This is a genomic window from Clostridium sp. (genome assembly GCF_050717545.1).
Lineage (GTDB): Bacteria > Bacillota > Clostridia > Clostridiales > Clostridiaceae > Clostridium_AD.
In genome coordinates, this window is the sequence record NZ_JBOITN010000012.1 from 1 (window position 1) to 19,126 (window position 19,126).

Below are 19,126 nucleotides of genomic sequence, written 5' to 3' on the forward strand. Positions count from 1 at the left end.
CAGGCTCACCGGAAAGAACAAGTGGCTTAAAAAATTAATATTACAATTTTTATTCTTGAAAGATACCTCGAGGTTTATTAATTGACCCCATAAATAAAATGGATTATAAAGTAAAAGCACCAGAAAAACTGGTGCTAATGTTTAACGTTTATTGGGACATTTTCAAAAATGCTTGACACAAGAAAAAAACATTATACTTGGAGAAGTATAATGTTTTATGGAGTGTGAGCATCTCAGACAGTGTTTCTATTTTTATATACAAGTAAAGCAATTTAGTGTATAATAAAAGTATAGATGAGGAACGTTTAAATTAATATATTTGAATTAACTATATTGTAGAATGAATAGTTAGAAGGCAATATTTTATTTTTTTTTGATATTTGTGAAATAAATCACAATGATTTAATAATTTATAATTTGGGAGAGTGATATGTATGAACTTACAAGAAATTTATAAATCAAAGGTAATTACAGCAGATCAAGCGGCAGGGAAAATAAAATCAGGAGACAGGGTAGTTACAGGACATGCTTGCGCAGAGCCAACTGAAATTATAGCTGCAATGATTGCGAATTATGAAGCTTATGAAAATGTAGAAATTGTACACATGGTGCCTATGGGAAAAGCTAAATATACAGAAATTGGTATGGAAAAACACTTTACGCATAATGCTTTATTTATAGGGGGCCCTACTAGAAAGGCCTTTAAAGAAAAAAGAGTAGATTTTACGCCATGTTTTTTCTCTAAGATACCTGAATTATTTAAGAATGATTATCTACCAACCGATGTTGCTATAATTCAAGTTTCGTCGCCTGATGAACATGGTTTTTGTAGTTTCGGGTTATCTGTAGATTATACTAAAACAGCAGCAGAATGTGCAAAAGTTGTAATTGCTGAAGTTAATGATAAAATGCCAAGAACTCTTGGCGACTCTTTTATAAATATATCTGATATAGATTTTATTGTAGAAGTAAATCATGATATAATAGAGCTTAATCCTCCTAAAATTGGAGATATTGAGAAAGCTATTGGAAAGTATTGTGCTTCCTTAATTGAAGATGGTTCTACACTTCAACTTGGAATAGGAGCTATACCTGATGCGGTACTTTTATTTTTGAAAGATAAAAAAGATTTAGGGATACATTCAGAAATGATTTCTGATGGTGTTGCGGAACTTGTTGAAGCAGGAGTTATAACAAATAAAGCTAAAACATTACATCCAGGAAAAATAATAGTAACTTTCCTTATGGGAACCAAAAAACTTTACGACTTTGTTAATAATAACCCAATGGTTGAAATGCATTCTGTAGATTATACAAATGATCCAGTTATAGTTGCAAAGAATAGTAAAATGGTATGCATTAATTCAGCTATTCAGGTAGATTTAATGGGACAAGTTAATGCAGAAACTATAGGAACAAGTCAGTTTAGTGGAACTGGTGGCCAGGTTGACTTTATCAGGGGTGCATCTATGGCAAAGGGCGGTAAGGCTATAATTGCAATACCTTCTACAGCAAGTAAAGGAACAATATCTAGAATTACACCTTTGCTTGATGAAGGCTCAGCAGTTACAACTTTAAGGAATGAAGTTCAATATGTTGTTACTGAATATGGAATTGCAGACTTAAAAGGTAAAACATTAAAAAATAGAGCAAAAGATCTTATAAATATTTCTCACCCAGATTTTAGACCATCATTAATTATAGAATTTGAAAAAAGATTTGATTGTAAATTTTAGTAAGTAATTTATAATAATCATTTAAAATATTAGGCTTAAACTAAAGCAGGTAGTAGGATAATATAATTATCTTACTACCTGCTTTAGCTTAAGTTTTTTTTATATTATATGATTTTATGATAAACAACTTAAATAACTTATAAAGATGAAGATAAATTATTTTATTATAAAGAATTAGTTTAAATTCATAAATTAATAAAGATAAGATTGTAATAATTAGTATAAATATGGCTATTTTATAAAAAAATGAAAAAATATTACAAAAAAAGAAGGATTATCATATAAGTTATCGAATATAAAGTATGGGTACATTATTTAAACAATGCTGAAACGATATTTTAAATTCAAAAGATTCGGGAGGAAGAAAATGCATTTAAATTTTGAAAATAACGAGGATAAATTGATAGTTTATATGTCTGGAGAATTAGACCATCATAGTGCTGAAGAAGTAAGGAATATCATAGATGATAGGTTAGAACGAGGTAACTACAATAAGTTAATAATGGATTTTGGAGAAGTGACATTCATGGACAGTTCAGGCATTGGTGTAGTTATTGGAAGATATAAAAAGTTACATATGAGGAATGGTAAAGTATGTGTAACCAATATTAAATCTTCAGTAAAGAGAGTATTTGAATTATCGGGAATGTTTAAAATTATTATGTCATATGATGATGTAAATCAAGCTGTAAATAACATTTAGTGGGGGGATTAGTATGTGTTACAACAAAATTAAGATAGAATTTTTAAGTAAATCGCAGAATGAAAGTTTTGCAAGAGTAGCGGTAGCAGCATTCGCTTCACAATTAGATCCTACAATTGACGAAATTACTGATGTTAAAACAGCTGTATCAGAGGCAGTTACAAATGCAATTATACATGGGTACGAAAGTGAAGAGGAAATGATAACTATAGAAGCTATTATTGAGGGAACTCAGTTAACAGTGATAGTTAGTGATTTAGGTAAAGGAATTGATAATTTAGAGCTTGCTATGCAACCATTATATACTTCAAGACCAGATCTTGAAAGGTCTGGAATGGGTTTTACTGTTATGGAAACTTTTATGGACAGTTTAGAAGTAAAGTCTGATAAAGGTAGGGGAACAAGTATAATAATGAAAAAAATATTTAATCCTTTAAGTTAGGTGGAATATTATGGATCAAAAAATAGTAAGAAAAAATAATTATAATTATGAGGATAATATGCATCTTATTCAATTAGCAAGAAATGGAGAACCGGGCGCATTAGATACGCTAGTGGAGATGAACTTGCCTTTAGTTTCGTCTATAAGTAAAAAATTTCTTAATAGGGGCTATGAATATGATGATATATTTCAAATTGGATGTATTGGACTTGTAAAAGCAATAAATAACTTTGATACTAAGTATAATGTTAAATTTTCTACTTATGCGGTTCCTATGATAATGGGAGAAATCAAAAGATTTCTTAGAGATGATGGTATTATAAAAGTAAGCAGGAGTGTTAAAAATACGGCTAGGCAACTACATTACGATAAGGATACACTAACTAAAAAATTGGGCAGGGATCCAACGATTGATGAACTCTCAGTTTTTTGTAATATAGAAAAAGAAGATATAGTATATGCATTAGAATCTGCTAGCAATATGTTATATCTTTTTGATACTATACACCAAGATGATGGTGCACCTGTACTTCTAATAGATAAATTAAGTGAAAAATATGAAGAGGATAATCAGGTTCTAGACAAAATAGCACTTAAAGAAGCGCTTATAAAACTTGATGCAAAATCTAGACAAATAATTATGCTGAGATATTTTAAAGATAATACACAAATTCAGGTAGCGAAAATGATGGGGATTAGCCAAGTTCAAGTATCAAGAATAGAAAAAAAAGTTTTGAAAATAATGAAAGAAAAATTAACTTAGTAAGAAAAGGTTATAAGGCATATTAAATTAAGATAATTCGATTTTGAAATTACTTATTTATTTTATGCCTTATTTTTTTGACTAGAAATTATATTATTGCGAATACTAGCATAATGAACATGTATTTCATTTGTATAAAATAATTAGTCATAAAAAATATAGTAATAAAAAAATCTGCACCTACTCTAGACAATTATCAGGAGGATATATATGAAAGTGGATGAAAAAACTATAAGAAAAAAGTTTGATAATCTCAATTCAAATGACATACCTAAGCCTAATTTAGCGTTGCATTGTTTTAATGCTTTTTGGGTTGGAGGATTAATATGTGTAATAGGTCAAATTATCAGTGATATTCTCTCTGAAATGGGTGTTCCAAAAGATGAATTAGGAACTTATGTTTCAATAATTATGGTCTTCCTAGGAGCTGTACTTACTGGCGTTGGTGTATATGATAAGTTAGGTGATTTTGCTGGAGCTGGTTCAGTCGTACCTATTACTGGGTTTGCAAATTCAATTGTTTCACCAGCAATGGAATTTAAAAAAGAGGGTTTTATTTTTGGTGTAGCAGCTAAAATGTTTACTATTGCAGGGCCTGTACTTGTATATGGAATAGGTTCATCTGTTATTATAGGGATTTTATATTATTTTTTAAGGTGGTGATGTAAAACGGGTAGAAGAATTGGACTTCAAACAGTAGAAATTGAAAGTAAACCTAGAATTATTGGTACATACAATATAGTTGGTCCAAAGGAAGGACAGGGACCATTAAAAGAGTATTTTGATAGGATTATAAAAGATGATCTTAATGGAACGGATAGCTTTGAAAAAGCTGAGACTAGTCTTTTATATACCGCAATAACAGAAAGTATAAAGAAATCAAAGTTAAAGGAAATCGATATTAATTACTTGTTAGCAGGTGATTTATTAAATCAGCTATCTTCTTCATGTTTTGCCGCTAGAGATTTGAATATACCCTTTCTAGGACTTTATGGAGCTTGTTCAACTATGGCAGAGTCTTTAAGTGTTGGTTCAATGATTATGGAAGGTGGGCTTGCAAACTATGTTGTAGCAGCAACCTCATCGCATTTTTCAGCAGCTGAAAGGCAATTTAGGTTACCACTGGAAATGGGAAGTCAAAGAGCTCTAACAGCTCAATGGACTGTTACAGGTGCAGGAGCAATGGTTCTTGGTAAAAAGGGAAACTTTCCATATATTACTCATGTTACAACTGGAAAGGTAAAAGATTATGGTATTACTGATGTAAATAATATGGGAGTTGCGATGGCACCAGCAGCTGTAGACACTATTAAACAACATTTCTTGGATACAGGAAGAAAACCTTCAGATTATGATGTTATAGCAACTGGAGACCTGGGAATTATAGGAAGAGAATTTACGGAGAAACTGTTACTTGAATATAAGTATAATATGAAAGGACATTATATTGACTGCGGTGAGGAAATATTTGATGCAAAATTACAACCAGGGACTAATTCGGGTGGGAGTGGTTGTGGTTGCTCTGCAGTAGTTGCTACAGGGTATCTTCTTAAAAATATGCTAAGGGGAAAATTCAAAAGAATATTGCTAGTTTCTACAGGTGCACTTTTAAGTTCAAGTTCACCGCTACAAGGGGAAACAATACCCGGAATAGCACATGCAGTTTCCATAGAGTTTGGGGTGAGGAAATGAATAGTTATATTATGGTTTTTGTCGTTGGGGGTATAATCTGTGTAATAGGTCAAATACTTATGGATACTACGAAATTAACTCCAGCCAGAATATTGGTTTTGTTTGTTACTGGTGGCGTAATACTCGGCGCATTTAATATATATGATGTGGTAATTAAATATGGGAAGGCGGGTGGAAGCATCCCTCTAACTGGTTTTGGGTATACTTTAGCTAAAAGCGTAATGAAGGAAGTAGACGAAGTTGGTCTTATAGGAGCATTTACAGGAGGCATAAAGGGCACTTCAGGTGGTATTACCGCTGCTATTTTCTTTGGGTATATTATGGCATTGTTATTCAATTCTAAAACTAAAGTGTAATTAAAAAACTACTATCAAATATTATTTGATAGTAGTTTTTTATGTTAATTCATTTTAGAACCATTGTCTTTATCCTTAGGATTTTTAGTTTTAGGATCAATAACTGTGGGATCTACAATTGCAGGATCGATAATGGTCGGATCTACAATTGGAGGAATTACAGGAGGTATTATAATAGGTTTTGAAAATGTATCAACTGCTGTTGGTAACACATAATCAGAGTCTTTTAAATATACACTTGGTACATAATCTCGTTTTATAAAAATTCTTGTTTCAACTTTTCCTGGTGGAGTTAATTCTGAAGCTAGAACATATTTACCATTTGGATTTTTGGTAACTTTAGCTGAAACATGTATGCTATCAAGTGTAGTAGGCTGAGTGCCATCAATAAATAATTCAGAGTACACTCTACCACCTCTTGGATCTGCATAAGTTAAATCAGTAGGAGTATCACCTGAATCTTTTGATACAGAGTAAGGTGATATACCAGAAGGCATTTCTAAGTTTTTCACTGGAAGAGATGTGTGAGCTTCTTTCATAATTTGACCCCATATGGAAGCCGCGCCATTACTACCTACGTTTTTAACTTCTTTTCCTGAATCATTTCCAATCCAAATAGCAGAGGAGTAATAAGGCGTTAAGCCTACAAACCATAAATCTTTTGAATTAGAAGAAGTACCGGTTTTGCCTCGAACAGGCATGTCGCCAAAAACAGCACTTGGTCCAGTACCACCTGAGCTTATAGGACCCTTTAATAAATCATACATTATATAAGCACTTTGAGGAGATAAAATAGCTGTTGTTTCAGGTTCTGTTTTAAGGAGAACTTTACCTGTTCTATCGGCTACTTTAGTGTATAGTCTTGGATCGGTGTGATTGCCGCTATTGCCAAAAACACCATATGCCGCTGCCATAGTAAGAGGATTAGTTCCACGGATGTCACCACCATCTAATTGACCAAGAGACATAGCGGCCATACTACCCTTATCTTCGTTATCTAGCTGTAATCCAAACTTTTCACCATAAGAAACGCCGGTTTTAAGACCAATCATATCCTCGATTTTTACCGCGGCCACATTAACGGAATATTTTAAACAGTCTCTTAGAGTTAAATATCCCTTATATTCGTTAGGTGAATTTTTAGGATTATATGGTTTGCCTTTACTACCTAACCTAGTTGCTACGTCTTCAGATAAAGGTGAATCTTCAATAATAGTAGAAGCTGTAGCCATCTTTGAATCAATAGCTGGACTATATACGGTTAAAGGCTTAATGCTAGATCCAGGAGCCCTTAAGAAGTCATCAGATGCAGCTCTGTTATATGACATAGTAACGTTGCTACTTTTACCGCCTATAATGGATTTAACTTCACCAGTGTGATAATCCATTACAACTGATGCTGCTTGAACGTCTCCTTGAACTTTAGTATCAATTATTTTTTGTGAAGAGTCTTGTAAAGTTTTATTCATGGTTGTATAAATTTTTACTCCATCATACATTAACATAGAGTATGCTTCTTTATTGGTAATATTATATTCTTTCATTAAATCCTGTGCAACCTGAAGTATTACAGGTCTTGAAAAGTACTCATAATTCATTGATGCATCATTTTTAGAAAAATTAAATTTTAGATCCTCAGCCATAGCCTGATCAAATTTACCTTTACTTATTTTTCCATACTTATACATGTTATCAAGAACAGCTTTAGTTCTATTAGATTCAAAAGCTTCATTATTTTTATACGACTTAGATGCCATATTATATGAAACACTAGGACTCTGCGCTGCACTAGCTATAAAAGCAGTTTGTTTTAAGGTCAAATCTTTAATAGATTTGTTAAAATATTGTTTTGAGGCGGATTCAATGCCGTGAGCATTACCTCCTAAAAAAATTGTGTTCATATAAGTTTCTAAAATTTGGGATTTGGTCAAAACTTTCTCTATTTGTAATGATAAAGACATTTCTTGAACTTTTCTTTTTATTGAAGTTCTGTTTTCCATTGAATCTTCTAAAAATATTCTATATTTGACTAATTGTTGAGTTATAGTGGAGGCACCTTGAAGACTTTCATTACTTCCCGTTAACTTTATTTTAATATCATTTAATACGGACCCCGCGAGTCTTTTTATGTCAATACCGGGGTGAGTTTCAAATCTACTATCTTCAATACTTATAAAAGCATCCTGAAGGTTTTTTGAAACTTCATTTATTGGTACATTAATTCTTCTTTGTGAATTCACATATTCATCCATAGGTTTTTCTGAATCGTCTAATAATATTGTGATTTCATCTAACTTTAAAAACTTATTAATATCTAGGCTAGGAGCTGTTTTAACCATCGCTAGAACTATTCCTCCAATTGCTACACTAGATATTAAACCTATAATTAGAATAGTAAAAACAACGTTTTTAAAAACTTGTTTTCCAGTTCTTTTTTCCTTTTTTTGAGTAGTTTTATCATTTTCCATCAAGTATCCTCCTTGAGTTTATCTAGGGGTAAATTACAATTATTAAATGTAGCTGCATGCTAAAGTTCATATTATTTAACAATAATTAGATTATAATATTATACCATATAATTATATTATTTATTTGAATCTAATTTAATATAAAATATTGAATTTAGGTTTTATATTTAAATTCTTTACTACAAAGCAGTTACATATAATATGTATATAGATTTAAATGGAGGTAATGAATATTAAAAATAAAATTAAATTTAGAATATTAATAATTATAGCTATAATTATGATGAATTTTACAATATTCATATATATTTTTGATAAAACTATAATGCCAACTGTAATGGCAGTGGCTGATGCAGAAATGAGAGCTAAGGCTACAGAAATCGTAAATAGAGCAATTATAAATGAATATTCTGATCAATTTAACTACGATCAGGTTATAAGAGTAGATAAAGATTCAGAAGGGAATATCGTAATGTTAAAGGCGGATACTTTAAAAATGAATAAAATAGCCTGTGATGTTGCGCTTGAAGCCCAAAAGGAACTAGTTAAATTAGGAGAGGTGGGAATTAAAGTACCAATAGGTTATATAACTAAAAATAATATTTTATCTTATTATGGACCAAAGGTAACTATAAGAATGCTACCTATTGGTCATGTAGAAACTAAGTATTCTTCCGAGTTTGAAAGTGCAGGTATAAATCAGACGAGGCATAAAATTTATGTTAAAGTGAAAACTACGGTACGAGTAATTATTCCTTTAAACAGTAATGATATCGAGGTTTCTAATGAGGTACCAATTGCTGAAACCATTATAGTTGGAAAGATACCTAATACTGCAATTCAATTAGATTTAAATAGTGCGGGTTTTAATCTTGGCAATAGTGGCAGTAATTAATAAAGTCATAAAGAAATAAAGTACGTTAATACGCACTTTATTTCTTTTTAATCTTGCCAATTAAATATGTAAGGTATGTTTCTATAGTAGTCTCCATAATTTAATCCATAACCAACTACAAACACATCTGGAATATCAAAGCAACAATAATCGGGGGTTATATCAACTGAACGCCGCTCAAGTTTATTTAAAAGAACGCAAGACTTAACACTAGCTGCTCCAAGAGATTTAGCACGTGATATCATAAAATCCATTGTTATTCCAGTATCAACAATATCATCTACTATTAAAACATCAAAACCTTTGATATTGTCAGGAATGTCATTTATTACATTAATACATCCATTTGACTTTTCATTAGCGCCGTAGCTTGAAGTCGTCATAAAACCTATTTTTGTAGGCAACGTGATTTGACGAACAAGGTCTGCGGTATATATAAAGCTACCTCGTAGCAATGACAGAACATATAACTTCTTTCCTATATAATCCTTTGAAATTTGAGCACCAATTTCCTTTACTTTTTCATCAATTTGGTCTTTTGATATAAGGATATTCTTTTTTTTATTATCCAATGGTAATCCCTCCGTCTATATATATTTACAAGTTAGCTACAATGGTATAAAATTAAATGTATGTTGTCAAGTATAAGAATAAGAATATTTGTTAAAATATTAATAGAATGGAGTGATGTAAGATGATATATGGAAATATCGATGGTGTTAAGAATTCAGTTATAAATAAACTTGAAAAGGCATGTGAAATTAAAATTTCTAAAGATTGTATTTTGTCTGAGGAATTGGTGGATATACTAGTTGAGGTAACTCATAATTTAGACAGGGAGGTCAGTGCGGCAATAGATAGAAAAGGTAAGATAATAAGTATGGCAATCGGTGACAGTAGTACTGTAGAACTGCCGATAATTGATATACGCGAAGGCAGATTATCAGGAGTTAAAATAATACATACTCATCCAAATGGGAATTCCAGATTATCTGCTCTGGATATGTCAGCTTTAGTAAAATTAAAACTAGATTGTATAGTGGCAATTGGAGTTACAGCGCAAAAAGAAAACTTAAAATATAACATAGGGTTTTGCGTTATTGATAATGGTATTTTAATAGAAGAAGAAGTGGGACCAATAAATATAAATGAAGTTATAGAGTATGATATTTTAGACAAAATTAAATTCACTGAACGATTAATGAAAACAAATGAAATTGTTGAGGATGATATAGAAAGAGCTATTTTAGTAGGTATAGAAAGTGAAGAGGATTTAATAGAACTTACAGAACTTGCAAGAGCTTGTAATGTAGAAACTGTGGATGTAGTACTCCAGAATAGACACAAAATAGATTCAGCTTTATACATAGGTAGCGGTAAAGCTGAGGAAATCGCAGTCCTTAGGCAAGCGTTAAGAGCTAACCTTGTTATATTTGATGATGAATTATCAGGTTCACAGGTTAGAAATTTAGAGGAAGTTCTTGGATGCAAGGTTATAGATAGAACTACACTAATACTTGAAATTTTCGCGCGAAGAGCAAAAACTAGGGAAGCAAAAATCCAAGTTGAACTTGCACAACTAAAATATAGATTACCACGGTTATCAGGACTTGGCACAATGCTTTCAAGAACAGGAGCAGGAATTGGAACAAAAGGACCTGGTGAGAAAAAATTGGAAATAGATAAAAGGCGTATAAGAGAAAGTGTATTTGACTTAAATAAAGAATTAGAAAAAATAAGGACTACTAGAAGCGTGCAAAGGGAAAAACGCAGTCACGAGAGCATATCAAAGGTATCCTTAGTTGGGTATACCAATTCTGGAAAATCAACACTTAGAAATGCATTATGTGATGTAGCAGCATTAAAAAGTGTAGCTCAAAAGGGAAAAGTATTTGAAGCAGATATGCTTTTTGCAACTCTTGACGTAACAACAAGAGCGCTTTTATTACCAGATAATAGAGTTGCAGCTGTAACAGATACAGTAGGTTTTATAAGAAAACTTCCTCATGATTTAGTGGAAGCATTTAAATCAACCCTCGAAGAAGTAGTTTATTCTGATCTATTGTTACATGTCGTGGATGCATCATCCCCCAATGCAGATTTGCAAATAGTTGCTGTAGATGGAGTTCTAACAGAACTCGGCGCAATTAACAAACCAATGATATTGGTTTTAAATAAAATCGATAAAGCAACAGATGAAAATATATTAAAAATAAAAGAAAAATATAAAGATTTAAAAACCATTCAAATATCGGCTAAGGACGGTACAAATTTAGAGGAGTTATTGATAGATACTTGTAAAGAGCTTCCGTATACACTTAAGAAATTCAAGGTGCTTATTCCCTACACTGATCAATCGATAGTTGCATACCTTCATAGAAGTTCAAAGGTTGATTTAGAAGAATACACGCAGGAAGGAACACTTATGGAGGTGCAAGGGGACGATGAAGTCTTCAATAAGAGTCAAAAATATATTATAGAGTAGCATAAATCTCATGTTTAATTTTATGATGAAAAAAAGTAATTATATAAGTGTAATAAAACCTATATTATTTTTATATAATTAAATATTAGGTATATATCATTATCGCACAATTAGGAGTAAATATGGGAGATGAAAAATCAAACTCAGATAATGGCAATAGGCAAAACAAACAAACAAATAAGCAAGATGAAGCTAATAATTATTTGAAAAAAATTATAGCTGATATGAAAGAACAGTATAAGAATAGTAATGTGGGTGGATCTTTGCCGGAACAATATGCTAGCATTTATGATGCCGCAGTAACCAATGGAACATCTACAACTGCGAGTGCTTGTGATAATTATGATGTTAGAATACTTGCAGAAAGGGTTGCAAGTATAAATATTTTGAAATTTGAATTAGATAGGCTGCCACTTGATTTTAAGACAAGAGCTTATTTTGAAAATGATGTAAAACCACTAACGGATTCTCTAACCGTTTTATCATTTGCGTCTAGCAGTTATGCACTAACTGCAATTAATATAGCAAATACTAACTTAGGACGTAGTGCGAAAATAAAAGATGCATTGGATTTAGCTCAAGGAGTTGATGAAATTTCTGCAGATATAATTAAGGTATTGAGATGCAAAGTTGACAATATGCTTAAGTTTGCTAAGTATGATTGTAAATGAATTTTTATTAATTATTATATAAATTTAGGAACAAATATTTTATAATGAAAAAATATATTTAAATGTTAATTATCAAGATAAAATATTTGTAATAGTTAAAAATGTAGTGATATAATGAACAATAAAGGATTTTATGGCAATTGATCTTATAATTTGGGGGAATGAAAACAATGACAAAAACTATTTTGCAATATCAAAATGCTTTTAATAGTGTTTTAGATAGAATAAAGATTGATGAATCTGTTTTAGCGGTGATGGTTTTCGGAAGTATGGTAACAGGTGATTTGTGGGAAGAGTCTGATATTGATTTTTTTGTAATTGTAGATAAGAATTTCGAAAAAATAAGAGATATATATGCACAGGAGAAGGATGTGCCGGTACATATTAAACTCATGGGTAAAGAAAAATTCATTCAACTTTATTCTGATAATCTTAGAGGTGGATATATACATAGAATTTTTGCATCTTCAAAACTAATGTTTTCTAAAGATATGGATATAACGATAATGTATGATGGTGGAAGATTTTTTCCTGATATAGATAGAGAACGTTGGGGGATGTATTTTTTAGGAAAACTTTTAAAAGATATTGGGGTATGCAAAAAATATCTATCAAGCGATGGCATATATACTGCCTATAGTACTGCTATAATGTGTATTGAAAAATATTCCAGGTTATTTGTTAATTCATCAGGGTACATGATTAGTAAAGATGTAATGACTATGGCTCTAAATTTAAACGACAGTTTCAAAGTCTGCGTTGATAAATTATTTTTTGAATCAAAAACAGTAGAGACAATTCAAGAAACTATAATATATTTAGAAGATAGTATAAACTCAAGTATAAAGAGTAATTGCGCCTTGCTTTTAAACTATATGAGAGAAAAGGATACCTTTTTAAGTGCTGAGCAAATTATGGCTGAGGATTTGTTTAAGAATTTTAATATAGAAATGGAAGAAATTCTTAATAAAATGTGGGAAAGAGACATTATTAAAAAGGAAAGTAGAGAATTTAAGATAGACGAAGATAAAATCTTATTTAAACAAAATGTTTATTACGTTTAATACTTATGAAATAAGTAGGTGTATGTATGCTTAAATATGAAATTGAATTTATCAGTGAAATTCCTAAGTATGTTGAGATATCAAAACATATACAAAAAATGATTGATAATAATAATGTTGAAGATGGCGAAAAATTACCATCAATAAGAAAATTGTCAAAGTTACTGATGGTTAATGAGGGTACTGTAGTCAGCGCTTATAAAAAACTTGAAGTAGAGGGCTATGCATATCAAAAGATGGGCAGTGGCACATATGCTAAAAGAAGAGATATAAATATCAAGTTTAAAAAGGAATATTCCAATACTTTAAAAAAAATATTTGGTCAAGAGCTTAAAAATTATGTGGATTTTACAGGAGAAATTAATAGCAGTGAGTTTTTTCCAGTAACGATATTTAAAGATGTATTAAATGAGGTTTTAGATAGGGATGGTGCAGAGGCCTTTGCATATAAGGAATCATTAGGATATGAGGGGCTCAGAAATAGTATAAGTACTTTCTTTTGGGATAATAAGGTAAGTGCTGAAGATATACTAATTCTCTCAGGAGCACAACAGGGAATTGACATAGTTTCTAAATCTATAATAAACATTCATGATAATGTAGTAGTAGAAAAGCCAACATATGGTGGTGCTCTAACAGTTTTTAAATGGAGAAGGGCAAATATATTTGAAGTTGATATGTTAAAGGATGGTGTGGATTTAACGCAATTTGAAGATATACTTAAAAAGAATCGAATAAAATGTTTTTATGCCATGAGTTATTTTCAAAATCCTACAGGAGCAACCTATAGTTTGGACAAGAAACTAAGAATATTAGAACTTGCAGCATTATATGATTTTTATGTAGTAGAAGATGATTACTTGTCAGAACTGATATATGACAATAAGTTATACAAGAGTTTTAAAAGCTTAGATGTAAATGATAGAGTTATTTACATAAAAAGTTTTTCAAAGATATTTCTTCCGGGAATAAGGCTAGGATATATGATATCACCAGAGAAACACAAAGAGCATATTCAAAATTCAAAAATCAACACAGATATATCAACTTCAAGCCTTATGCAACGAGCTCTGGACCTATACATAAATAAAGATCTTTGGAAGGAACATATAAGTAGACTCAATACAGTATATAAAGACAAATATAACTTTATGATGAAATGTGTAGAAAAGAATTTTGGTAGTAAGGTTAGTTATTATACCCCTGGTGGAGGAATTCATTTTTATTTTAAGATAGATGGTAACTTGAAAATTAATTCAATGGAATTATTTTATAAGTGCAAATGTAGAAAAGTTCTTATAACACCAGGAATCTTATTTTATAAAAATGCTCAGGAGGGAAACAATTATTTTAGATTGAGTTTCTCAGAGATAAAGAAACCTAAAATAGAAGAAGGAATTAAGATTATATCAGAGATATTAAGTAGTGAGTAAAAATAGCTACAAGCTAAGGAGAGAAGCTTTTGAAAAAGGGATTAGTAGACATTGACTGGTTAAATATTGGTGAATATTCTCATGAAGAAATATCTTATTTTCTGTTTTTAGAGGGGAAAACAATGGAAGCAATATGCAAAATTAGAAATTTAGATATTGCCATTGTTCAAAAACATATTATAGATGGTAAAATAAAATATAGATTTTTAGTGCATAGCAATGACACTGATGAACTTTTTAAAAGCATTGTTAAAGCAGGAAAAGAGGATAAGATAAACTTTTTAAATTCAATTGGAGAAGATAATAAAAATAAATTGACTAATCTCATAAAAACAAATTATGTGGAGATGCATCCTAAGGACAAAGAGGCTGCGGTTTGGATAATTGGTGAATTAAAGGAAAAATCTTGTGTGAATATTTTAATTAAAGCTTCAGTTCATAAATACATAAATGTCCGCAGAATGGCTGTTTCAGCTATGGGAAAGATGGGAGATACAAAAGCAGAAGGGGCATTGCTTAGAGCACTTGTGGACGAGAATCCACAAGTGATAAGTTATGCTATAAAATCACTGGGTAAATTAAAAAGTGAGAAAGCCATTACAAAAATAAAATATATATATGAGACAACAGACAAAAAATACATAAGTGATTCAGCGCAAAGTTTTTTATTGCTAATGGAGCAGTTATAGATAAAAATATATGTACCTTGAATTTAAATCTAGAACATTTAGGGAGCGATAGGAGAAAATAAATGAGTTATTTTACTATAAAAGATGAATCAATCGCTGAATTCAAAGAGAAAAAATCCCTTTTTATTGGACATGGAAAAAGGGTCGAAAGTGAAGAAGAGGCCAAGGAGTTTATAAGTAATGTAAAAAGTAAGCATAAACAAGCAAGGCACAATGTTTATGCATATATAATTGGAGAAAACAGAGAAGTGCAAAGATACAGTGATGATGGAGAACCTCAAGGCACAGGTGGTATTCCAATGCTTGAGGTTTTAAAAAAAAGTGATATAACGGATGTAGCTATTGTAGTTACAAGATATTTTGGAGGAATTCTCTTAGGGACTGGAGGTCTTGCAAGAGCATATTCAAAAGGTGCTTCGCTAGCTATTAAAGAGGGAGGAGTAGTTGAAAAGGTTAAAGGTATTTTGGTAGAAATAAAAATTGAATATGATTTACTTGGAAAGTTACAACATGTTTGTGCTAAAGAAAACTTTCATATAGAACGCGTAGAGTATACAGGCAACGTAAAAGTTGAAATCTTATGCCAGTTCAGTAATTTAGAGAGATTAAAGTCGCAAATAATTCAGGTCACCTCAGGAAAAGCTCTATTTGAGGAAGGGAATATTAAAATGTATTTCAAATTAGAACATAGATTGTATGATAGTGAAATTATAAATTCTATCATTTAATATATGTATACTCTTTTGATTTGAATAGTGCTTTATTTATGTGATATAATGGTAGTGTAATGTGCTTATAACTAATCATAGAAGTATTGCTATTTATTATGATTTTTAGAAATATTTCAGACATAAAAATAATTAGTTGAGGGGGATTTCAAATGTCGGGACATTCAAAATGGCATAACATACAACAGAAAAAAGGTAAGATTGATGTTATAAGAGGTAAGGTTTTTACAAAATTAGGTAAAGAAATAATAATGGCAGCTAAAAATGGTGGATCTAAATTAGAAATTAACGCTCATCTTAGAGATGTAGTTGCAAAAGCAAAATCTAATAATATGCCACTCGAGACAATAACCAGAGCAATTAAAAAAGGTGCTGGAGAGCTCGAGGGAGTGAATTATGAAGAAATAGTTTATGAAGGATATGGAGCAGAAGGTGTTGCTATTGTAGTAGTTACATTAACAGATAAAAAGAATCGTAGTGTGGCTACTGTAAGACATTCTTTTGATAGACATGCTGGGAATATGGGAGCAGCTGGATGTGTAAGCTGGATGTTTGCTAAAAAAGGACAAATTATTATAGAAAGAACACCTACTATGGATGAAGATGAAATTATGATGGCCGCGCTTGAAGCTGGAGCCGAAGATTTTAATGCAGAGGAAGAAATGTTTGAAATTATAACTTCTGTAGAAACCTTTGGACATGTAAGGGAAACATTAGAAACATCAGGATTTACATTTGAATCAGCAGAAATTACAATGATACCTGATAATATGATACCTGTTAGCCTAGAAGGTGCTGGTAAAGTGCAGAGGCTTATAGAAGCTCTTGAAGATAATGAAGATGTTCAAGATGTGTATCACAATGCAGAGTATCCTGAGGAATTTGAGGGATAGGGACTTAAGGAGTATAGCATGATGGTAAACGTTTAAAAAATCCTTATATGATGGTATGCGAATAGGTTTATATATGTAATTTATGGATGTACAAGTTGAACACCTTATTATATTGATAAATTCAATGTAATAAGGTGTTTTTGTGTTAATGTATGAGGTGCTAAAATAATTTAAAGTCTCTAAAGATGAAATAATATTGGAAACTAAAAGAAGAGTTTCCACATACGATTAGTAAAACAATCTTTAACATGTTATTAGTCAACCTAATTTTGAATAATTATGAAATATTATGTAAATTATGATATAATATGGATATATAAATTTGGATAAAAAAATTATTTGAGAGGTGGATAACATGAAGGGTTTTAATAATTTCTTGAAAAATATGATAATTAATAATTTAAAACTTAAGGCATATTATGAAAGTGAGAAAATATTAAAAAAAAGAAAACCTATTTATATGTCAAGAGTAAAATGGCTAGATATTCGTAAAGTTGCTATACATGAATTTGTAAGAGAAAATAAAAATCCAAGAAATATTAAAGAACTTGAAGTTAGTACATGCTATAAACTCTTGAATAATAATAAACCTATTTATGTGAATGACAATGAGTGGAATTATATATTAAAAAAGTCTACTGAGATATTAGAAGTTCAAATCAGAAGAATAGTTTTGGAAATGAATTATTACAATAATTTTCCAGTGATATCAAATTTACATAAACCTCAAAATATTAAGCAAGATATATGGGATACAATACAATATAAAATATTTGATGTATTTATTTTGTTAAAAAAACATAATGCTAGTCAATATTATTTAAATATAGATAAAATACTGGATTTACTAAAAGAAAAAAAACAAAATGGAATACCAGAGGATAAATGGCTGGATTATTATAACTTTTTAAAAGAGTTATATTTACAAAATTTATTTAATAAATTATATTCTATAAATTCTCCAATTGTATTTATAAATAATAATCCACTTGAGTATTTGGACGCAGAAAAAATTTATAAATTAAAGAATGAAGCATATAGATTACAATTATTAGCATTTAAAATAGTGTGCTATACTAATAATCCCAAAGAATTAATTAAAACCCAAAAACCTAACTGGATTAAAGATATTGATTTTAAAATAATAGTATTAGATTTAAAGGGTAAAATTGAGATTGACCAAAAGAGAGAAGAATATAGGCAAAAACTACAATCAATTAATAAAATTATAAATTGCGATAAATTGCAGATGAATAGACCAAAATGCATAAATGAAGAAGACTGGTCCTGCTTATGTGATTTAGAAAAAAGTATTAGAGGTAAAAATGATAATAACAATAAAAAGGTAATTACATTAAATGATAAATTTAAAAAAATAATTGAAGATGAAGAAGAAACAAAATATGTAAAAAAAATTACAAAAATAATAATGGAATAAATATAATCCATATAATAAGGTGTTCTTTTGTATTTATATTATGGTGTATAATGTTGCGGAATATTTTACCTTTGCTAGAACATAACGGTTAAGATATAATTCTATAGGAGCGGAGGTGCTTTTATGAATGTTGATTTAACAAATATTAATCTTAATACTATTGTTATGCTAGCATTAGCAATATTTCTTGGATATCTTGGTATTAAAGTATTCAAAATGATTGGTAGTATATTAAGTATAGCACTTGGTATATTTTTATTAGTATATGTCCTTAAACAAATAGGAATTACAGTACCGGCACTTACTGATATTCTTAGTTATCTTATGCAGGCGGTAAATCTAATTATCGATAATGTGAAACAATTATTTAATTAAATAATGTGTCCAAGATAAAATGATATCATAATATTGCATCTGTTTTTAAAATCCAAAGGCGTTAATAAAAGAAGATAGAATAAAAAAAGAACAATAACACTTGTATATCACATGTGTTATTGTTCTTTGTGCGCCCGGCATGGGCGCATTATGCCAATCTTTGGATAATGCGCCTTATCCCAAGTTAATAATTATGCCAAGTTAGCAGCTATTATCCTGCATTTAAAACTTTATATCAGGTCTTACTTGGCATTATATATTCATGTTGTAGGGTAGAATAACATAAAAAGGGGAT

19 protein-coding genes are annotated in these 19,126 nt (G+C 30.4%); 17 read left to right on the forward strand and 2 right to left on the reverse strand.

The window, feature by feature from the left end:
* Nucleotides 1-434: 434 nt before the first annotated feature.
* The 7 genes from ACREVX_RS02745 (at nt 435) to spoVAE (ending at nt 5,692) form a co-directional block, all read left to right on the forward strand.
* Entirely contained in the window at nt 435-1,736 is a 1,302-nt protein-coding gene (locus tag ACREVX_RS02745; RefSeq protein ID WP_431542613.1) for an acetyl-CoA hydrolase/transferase family protein, read from the forward strand.
* Between the two features lie 367 nt (nt 1,737-2,103).
* A complete protein-coding gene (gene spoIIAA / locus ACREVX_RS02750; protein ID WP_431542616.1) occupies nt 2,104-2,439 on the forward strand; it encodes an anti-sigma F factor antagonist in 336 nt (111 codons plus the stop codon).
* 13 nt (nt 2,440-2,452) lie between these two features.
* Entirely contained in the window at nt 2,453-2,881 is a 429-nt protein-coding gene (gene spoIIAB, locus ACREVX_RS02755; protein WP_431542617.1) for an anti-sigma F factor, read from the forward strand.
* A gap of 10 nt (nt 2,882-2,891) precedes the next feature.
* Entirely contained in the window at nt 2,892-3,644 is a 753-nt protein-coding gene (sigF, locus tag ACREVX_RS02760; protein ID WP_431542620.1) for an RNA polymerase sporulation sigma factor SigF, read from the forward strand.
* A gap of 210 nt (nt 3,645-3,854) precedes the next feature.
* Nucleotides 3,855-4,307, forward strand: coding sequence for a stage V sporulation protein AC (gene spoVAC / locus ACREVX_RS02765; RefSeq protein ID WP_431542622.1), 453 nt, complete (start codon nt 3,855-3,857; stop codon nt 4,305-4,307).
* Between the two features lie 18 nt (nt 4,308-4,325).
* Nucleotides 4,326-5,336, forward strand: a complete 1,011-nt coding sequence (gene spoVAD / locus ACREVX_RS02770) for a stage V sporulation protein AD (protein WP_431542648.1) — start codon at nt 4,326-4,328, stop codon at nt 5,334-5,336.
* A complete protein-coding gene (gene spoVAE, locus ACREVX_RS02775) occupies nt 5,333-5,692 on the forward strand; it encodes a stage V sporulation protein AE (protein WP_431542625.1) in 360 nt (119 codons plus the stop codon). Before spoVAD ends, spoVAE begins: the two co-directional genes overlap by 4 nt.
* 44 nt (nt 5,693-5,736) lie before the next feature.
* Here the strand turns inward: spoVAE and ACREVX_RS02780 are convergent, their stop codons facing one another.
* Entirely contained in the window at nt 5,737-8,160 is a 2,424-nt protein-coding gene (locus ACREVX_RS02780) for a transglycosylase domain-containing protein (RefSeq protein WP_431542627.1), read from the reverse strand.
* Nucleotides 8,161-8,386: 226 nt separating this feature from the next.
* Here ACREVX_RS02780 and yunB point away from each other — a divergent pair, with 226 nt between their 5' ends.
* Entirely contained in the window at nt 8,387-9,055 is a 669-nt protein-coding gene (gene yunB / locus ACREVX_RS02785; RefSeq protein ID WP_431542630.1) for a sporulation protein YunB, read from the forward strand.
* Between the two features lie 47 nt (nt 9,056-9,102).
* Here yunB and hpt read toward each other — a convergent pair whose 3' ends face one another.
* Nucleotides 9,103-9,627: a hypoxanthine phosphoribosyltransferase gene (gene hpt, locus ACREVX_RS02790; RefSeq protein ID WP_431542632.1), complete on the reverse strand. Its 525-nt coding sequence runs from the start codon at nt 9,625-9,627 to the stop codon at nt 9,103-9,105.
* A 122-nt stretch (nt 9,628-9,749) separates the two neighbouring features.
* Here hpt and hflX point away from each other — a divergent pair, with 122 nt between their 5' ends.
* The 9 genes from hflX to ACREVX_RS02835 all read left to right on the forward strand — a co-directional run bounded on the left by hflX (nt 9,750) and on the right by ACREVX_RS02835 (nt 18,831).
* Nucleotides 9,750-11,540 (forward strand): GTPase HflX, encoded by a 1,791-nt coding sequence (gene hflX / locus ACREVX_RS02795; protein WP_431542633.1) that lies wholly within the window; start codon nt 9,750-9,752, stop codon nt 11,538-11,540.
* A 122-nt stretch (nt 11,541-11,662) separates the two neighbouring features.
* Nucleotides 11,663-12,211: a hypothetical protein gene (locus tag ACREVX_RS02800; protein ID WP_431542635.1), complete on the forward strand. Its 549-nt coding sequence runs from the start codon at nt 11,663-11,665 to the stop codon at nt 12,209-12,211.
* 170 nt (nt 12,212-12,381) lie between these two features.
* Nucleotides 12,382-13,275: a nucleotidyltransferase domain-containing protein gene (locus tag ACREVX_RS02805; protein WP_431542637.1), complete on the forward strand. Its 894-nt coding sequence runs from the start codon at nt 12,382-12,384 to the stop codon at nt 13,273-13,275.
* A 26-nt stretch (nt 13,276-13,301) separates the two neighbouring features.
* Complete coding sequence (gene pdxR / locus ACREVX_RS02810; RefSeq protein WP_431542639.1) at nt 13,302-14,708, forward strand: MocR-like pyridoxine biosynthesis transcription factor PdxR; 1,407 nt, start codon at nt 13,302-13,304, stop codon at nt 14,706-14,708.
* Between the two features lie 29 nt (nt 14,709-14,737).
* Nucleotides 14,738-15,397, forward strand: coding sequence for a HEAT repeat domain-containing protein (locus ACREVX_RS02815; protein WP_431542640.1), 660 nt, complete (start codon nt 14,738-14,740; stop codon nt 15,395-15,397).
* A 62-nt stretch (nt 15,398-15,459) separates the two neighbouring features.
* Complete coding sequence (locus ACREVX_RS02820) at nt 15,460-16,125, forward strand: YigZ family protein (protein WP_431542642.1); 666 nt, start codon at nt 15,460-15,462, stop codon at nt 16,123-16,125.
* Nucleotides 16,126-16,277: 152 nt separating this feature from the next.
* Nucleotides 16,278-17,018 carry a YebC/PmpR family DNA-binding transcriptional regulator gene (locus ACREVX_RS02825; protein ID WP_431542644.1) on the forward strand — a complete coding sequence of 247 codons (741 nt, stop codon included), beginning with the start codon at nt 16,278-16,280 and terminating at the stop codon, nt 17,016-17,018.
* A 355-nt stretch (nt 17,019-17,373) separates the two neighbouring features.
* Nucleotides 17,374-18,456: a hypothetical protein gene (locus ACREVX_RS02830; protein WP_431542645.1), complete on the forward strand. Its 1,083-nt coding sequence runs from the start codon at nt 17,374-17,376 to the stop codon at nt 18,454-18,456.
* 123 nt (nt 18,457-18,579) lie between these two features.
* Nucleotides 18,580-18,831 (forward strand): hypothetical protein, encoded by a 252-nt coding sequence (locus ACREVX_RS02835; RefSeq protein ID WP_431542646.1) that lies wholly within the window; start codon nt 18,580-18,582, stop codon nt 18,829-18,831.
* Nucleotides 18,832-19,126 lie beyond the last annotated feature (295 nt).

Coding starts and splice junctions, on each gene's coding strand:
- ACREVX_RS02745 (WP_431542613.1), top strand. CDS start 435: ATGAACTTACAAGAAATTTATAAATCAAAGGTAATTACAGCAGATCAA.
- spoIIAA (WP_431542616.1), top strand. CDS start 2,104: ATGCATTTAAATTTTGAAAATAACGAGGATAAATTGATAGTTTATATG.
- spoIIAB (WP_431542617.1), top strand. CDS start 2,453: ATGTGTTACAACAAAATTAAGATAGAATTTTTAAGTAAATCGCAGAAT.
- sigF (WP_431542620.1), top strand. CDS start 2,892: ATGGATCAAAAAATAGTAAGAAAAAATAATTATAATTATGAGGATAAT.
- spoVAC (WP_431542622.1), top strand. CDS start 3,855: ATGAAAGTGGATGAAAAAACTATAAGAAAAAAGTTTGATAATCTCAAT.
- spoVAE (WP_431542625.1), top strand. CDS start 5,333: ATGAATAGTTATATTATGGTTTTTGTCGTTGGGGGTATAATCTGTGTA.
- ACREVX_RS02780 (WP_431542627.1), bottom strand. CDS start 8,160: ATGGAAAATGATAAAACTACTCAAAAAAAGGAAAAAAGAACTGGAAAA.
- yunB (WP_431542630.1), top strand. CDS start 8,387: ATGAATATTAAAAATAAAATTAAATTTAGAATATTAATAATTATAGCT.
- hflX (WP_431542633.1), top strand. CDS start 9,750: ATGATATATGGAAATATCGATGGTGTTAAGAATTCAGTTATAAATAAA.
- ACREVX_RS02800 (WP_431542635.1), top strand. CDS start 11,663: ATGGGAGATGAAAAATCAAACTCAGATAATGGCAATAGGCAAAACAAA.
- ACREVX_RS02805 (WP_431542637.1), top strand. CDS start 12,382: ATGACAAAAACTATTTTGCAATATCAAAATGCTTTTAATAGTGTTTTA.
- pdxR (WP_431542639.1), top strand. CDS start 13,302: ATGCTTAAATATGAAATTGAATTTATCAGTGAAATTCCTAAGTATGTT.
- ACREVX_RS02820 (WP_431542642.1), top strand. CDS start 15,460: ATGAGTTATTTTACTATAAAAGATGAATCAATCGCTGAATTCAAAGAG.
- ACREVX_RS02825 (WP_431542644.1), top strand. CDS start 16,278: ATGTCGGGACATTCAAAATGGCATAACATACAACAGAAAAAAGGTAAG.
- ACREVX_RS02830 (WP_431542645.1), top strand. CDS start 17,374: ATGAAGGGTTTTAATAATTTCTTGAAAAATATGATAATTAATAATTTA.
- ACREVX_RS02835 (WP_431542646.1), top strand. CDS start 18,580: ATGAATGTTGATTTAACAAATATTAATCTTAATACTATTGTTATGCTA.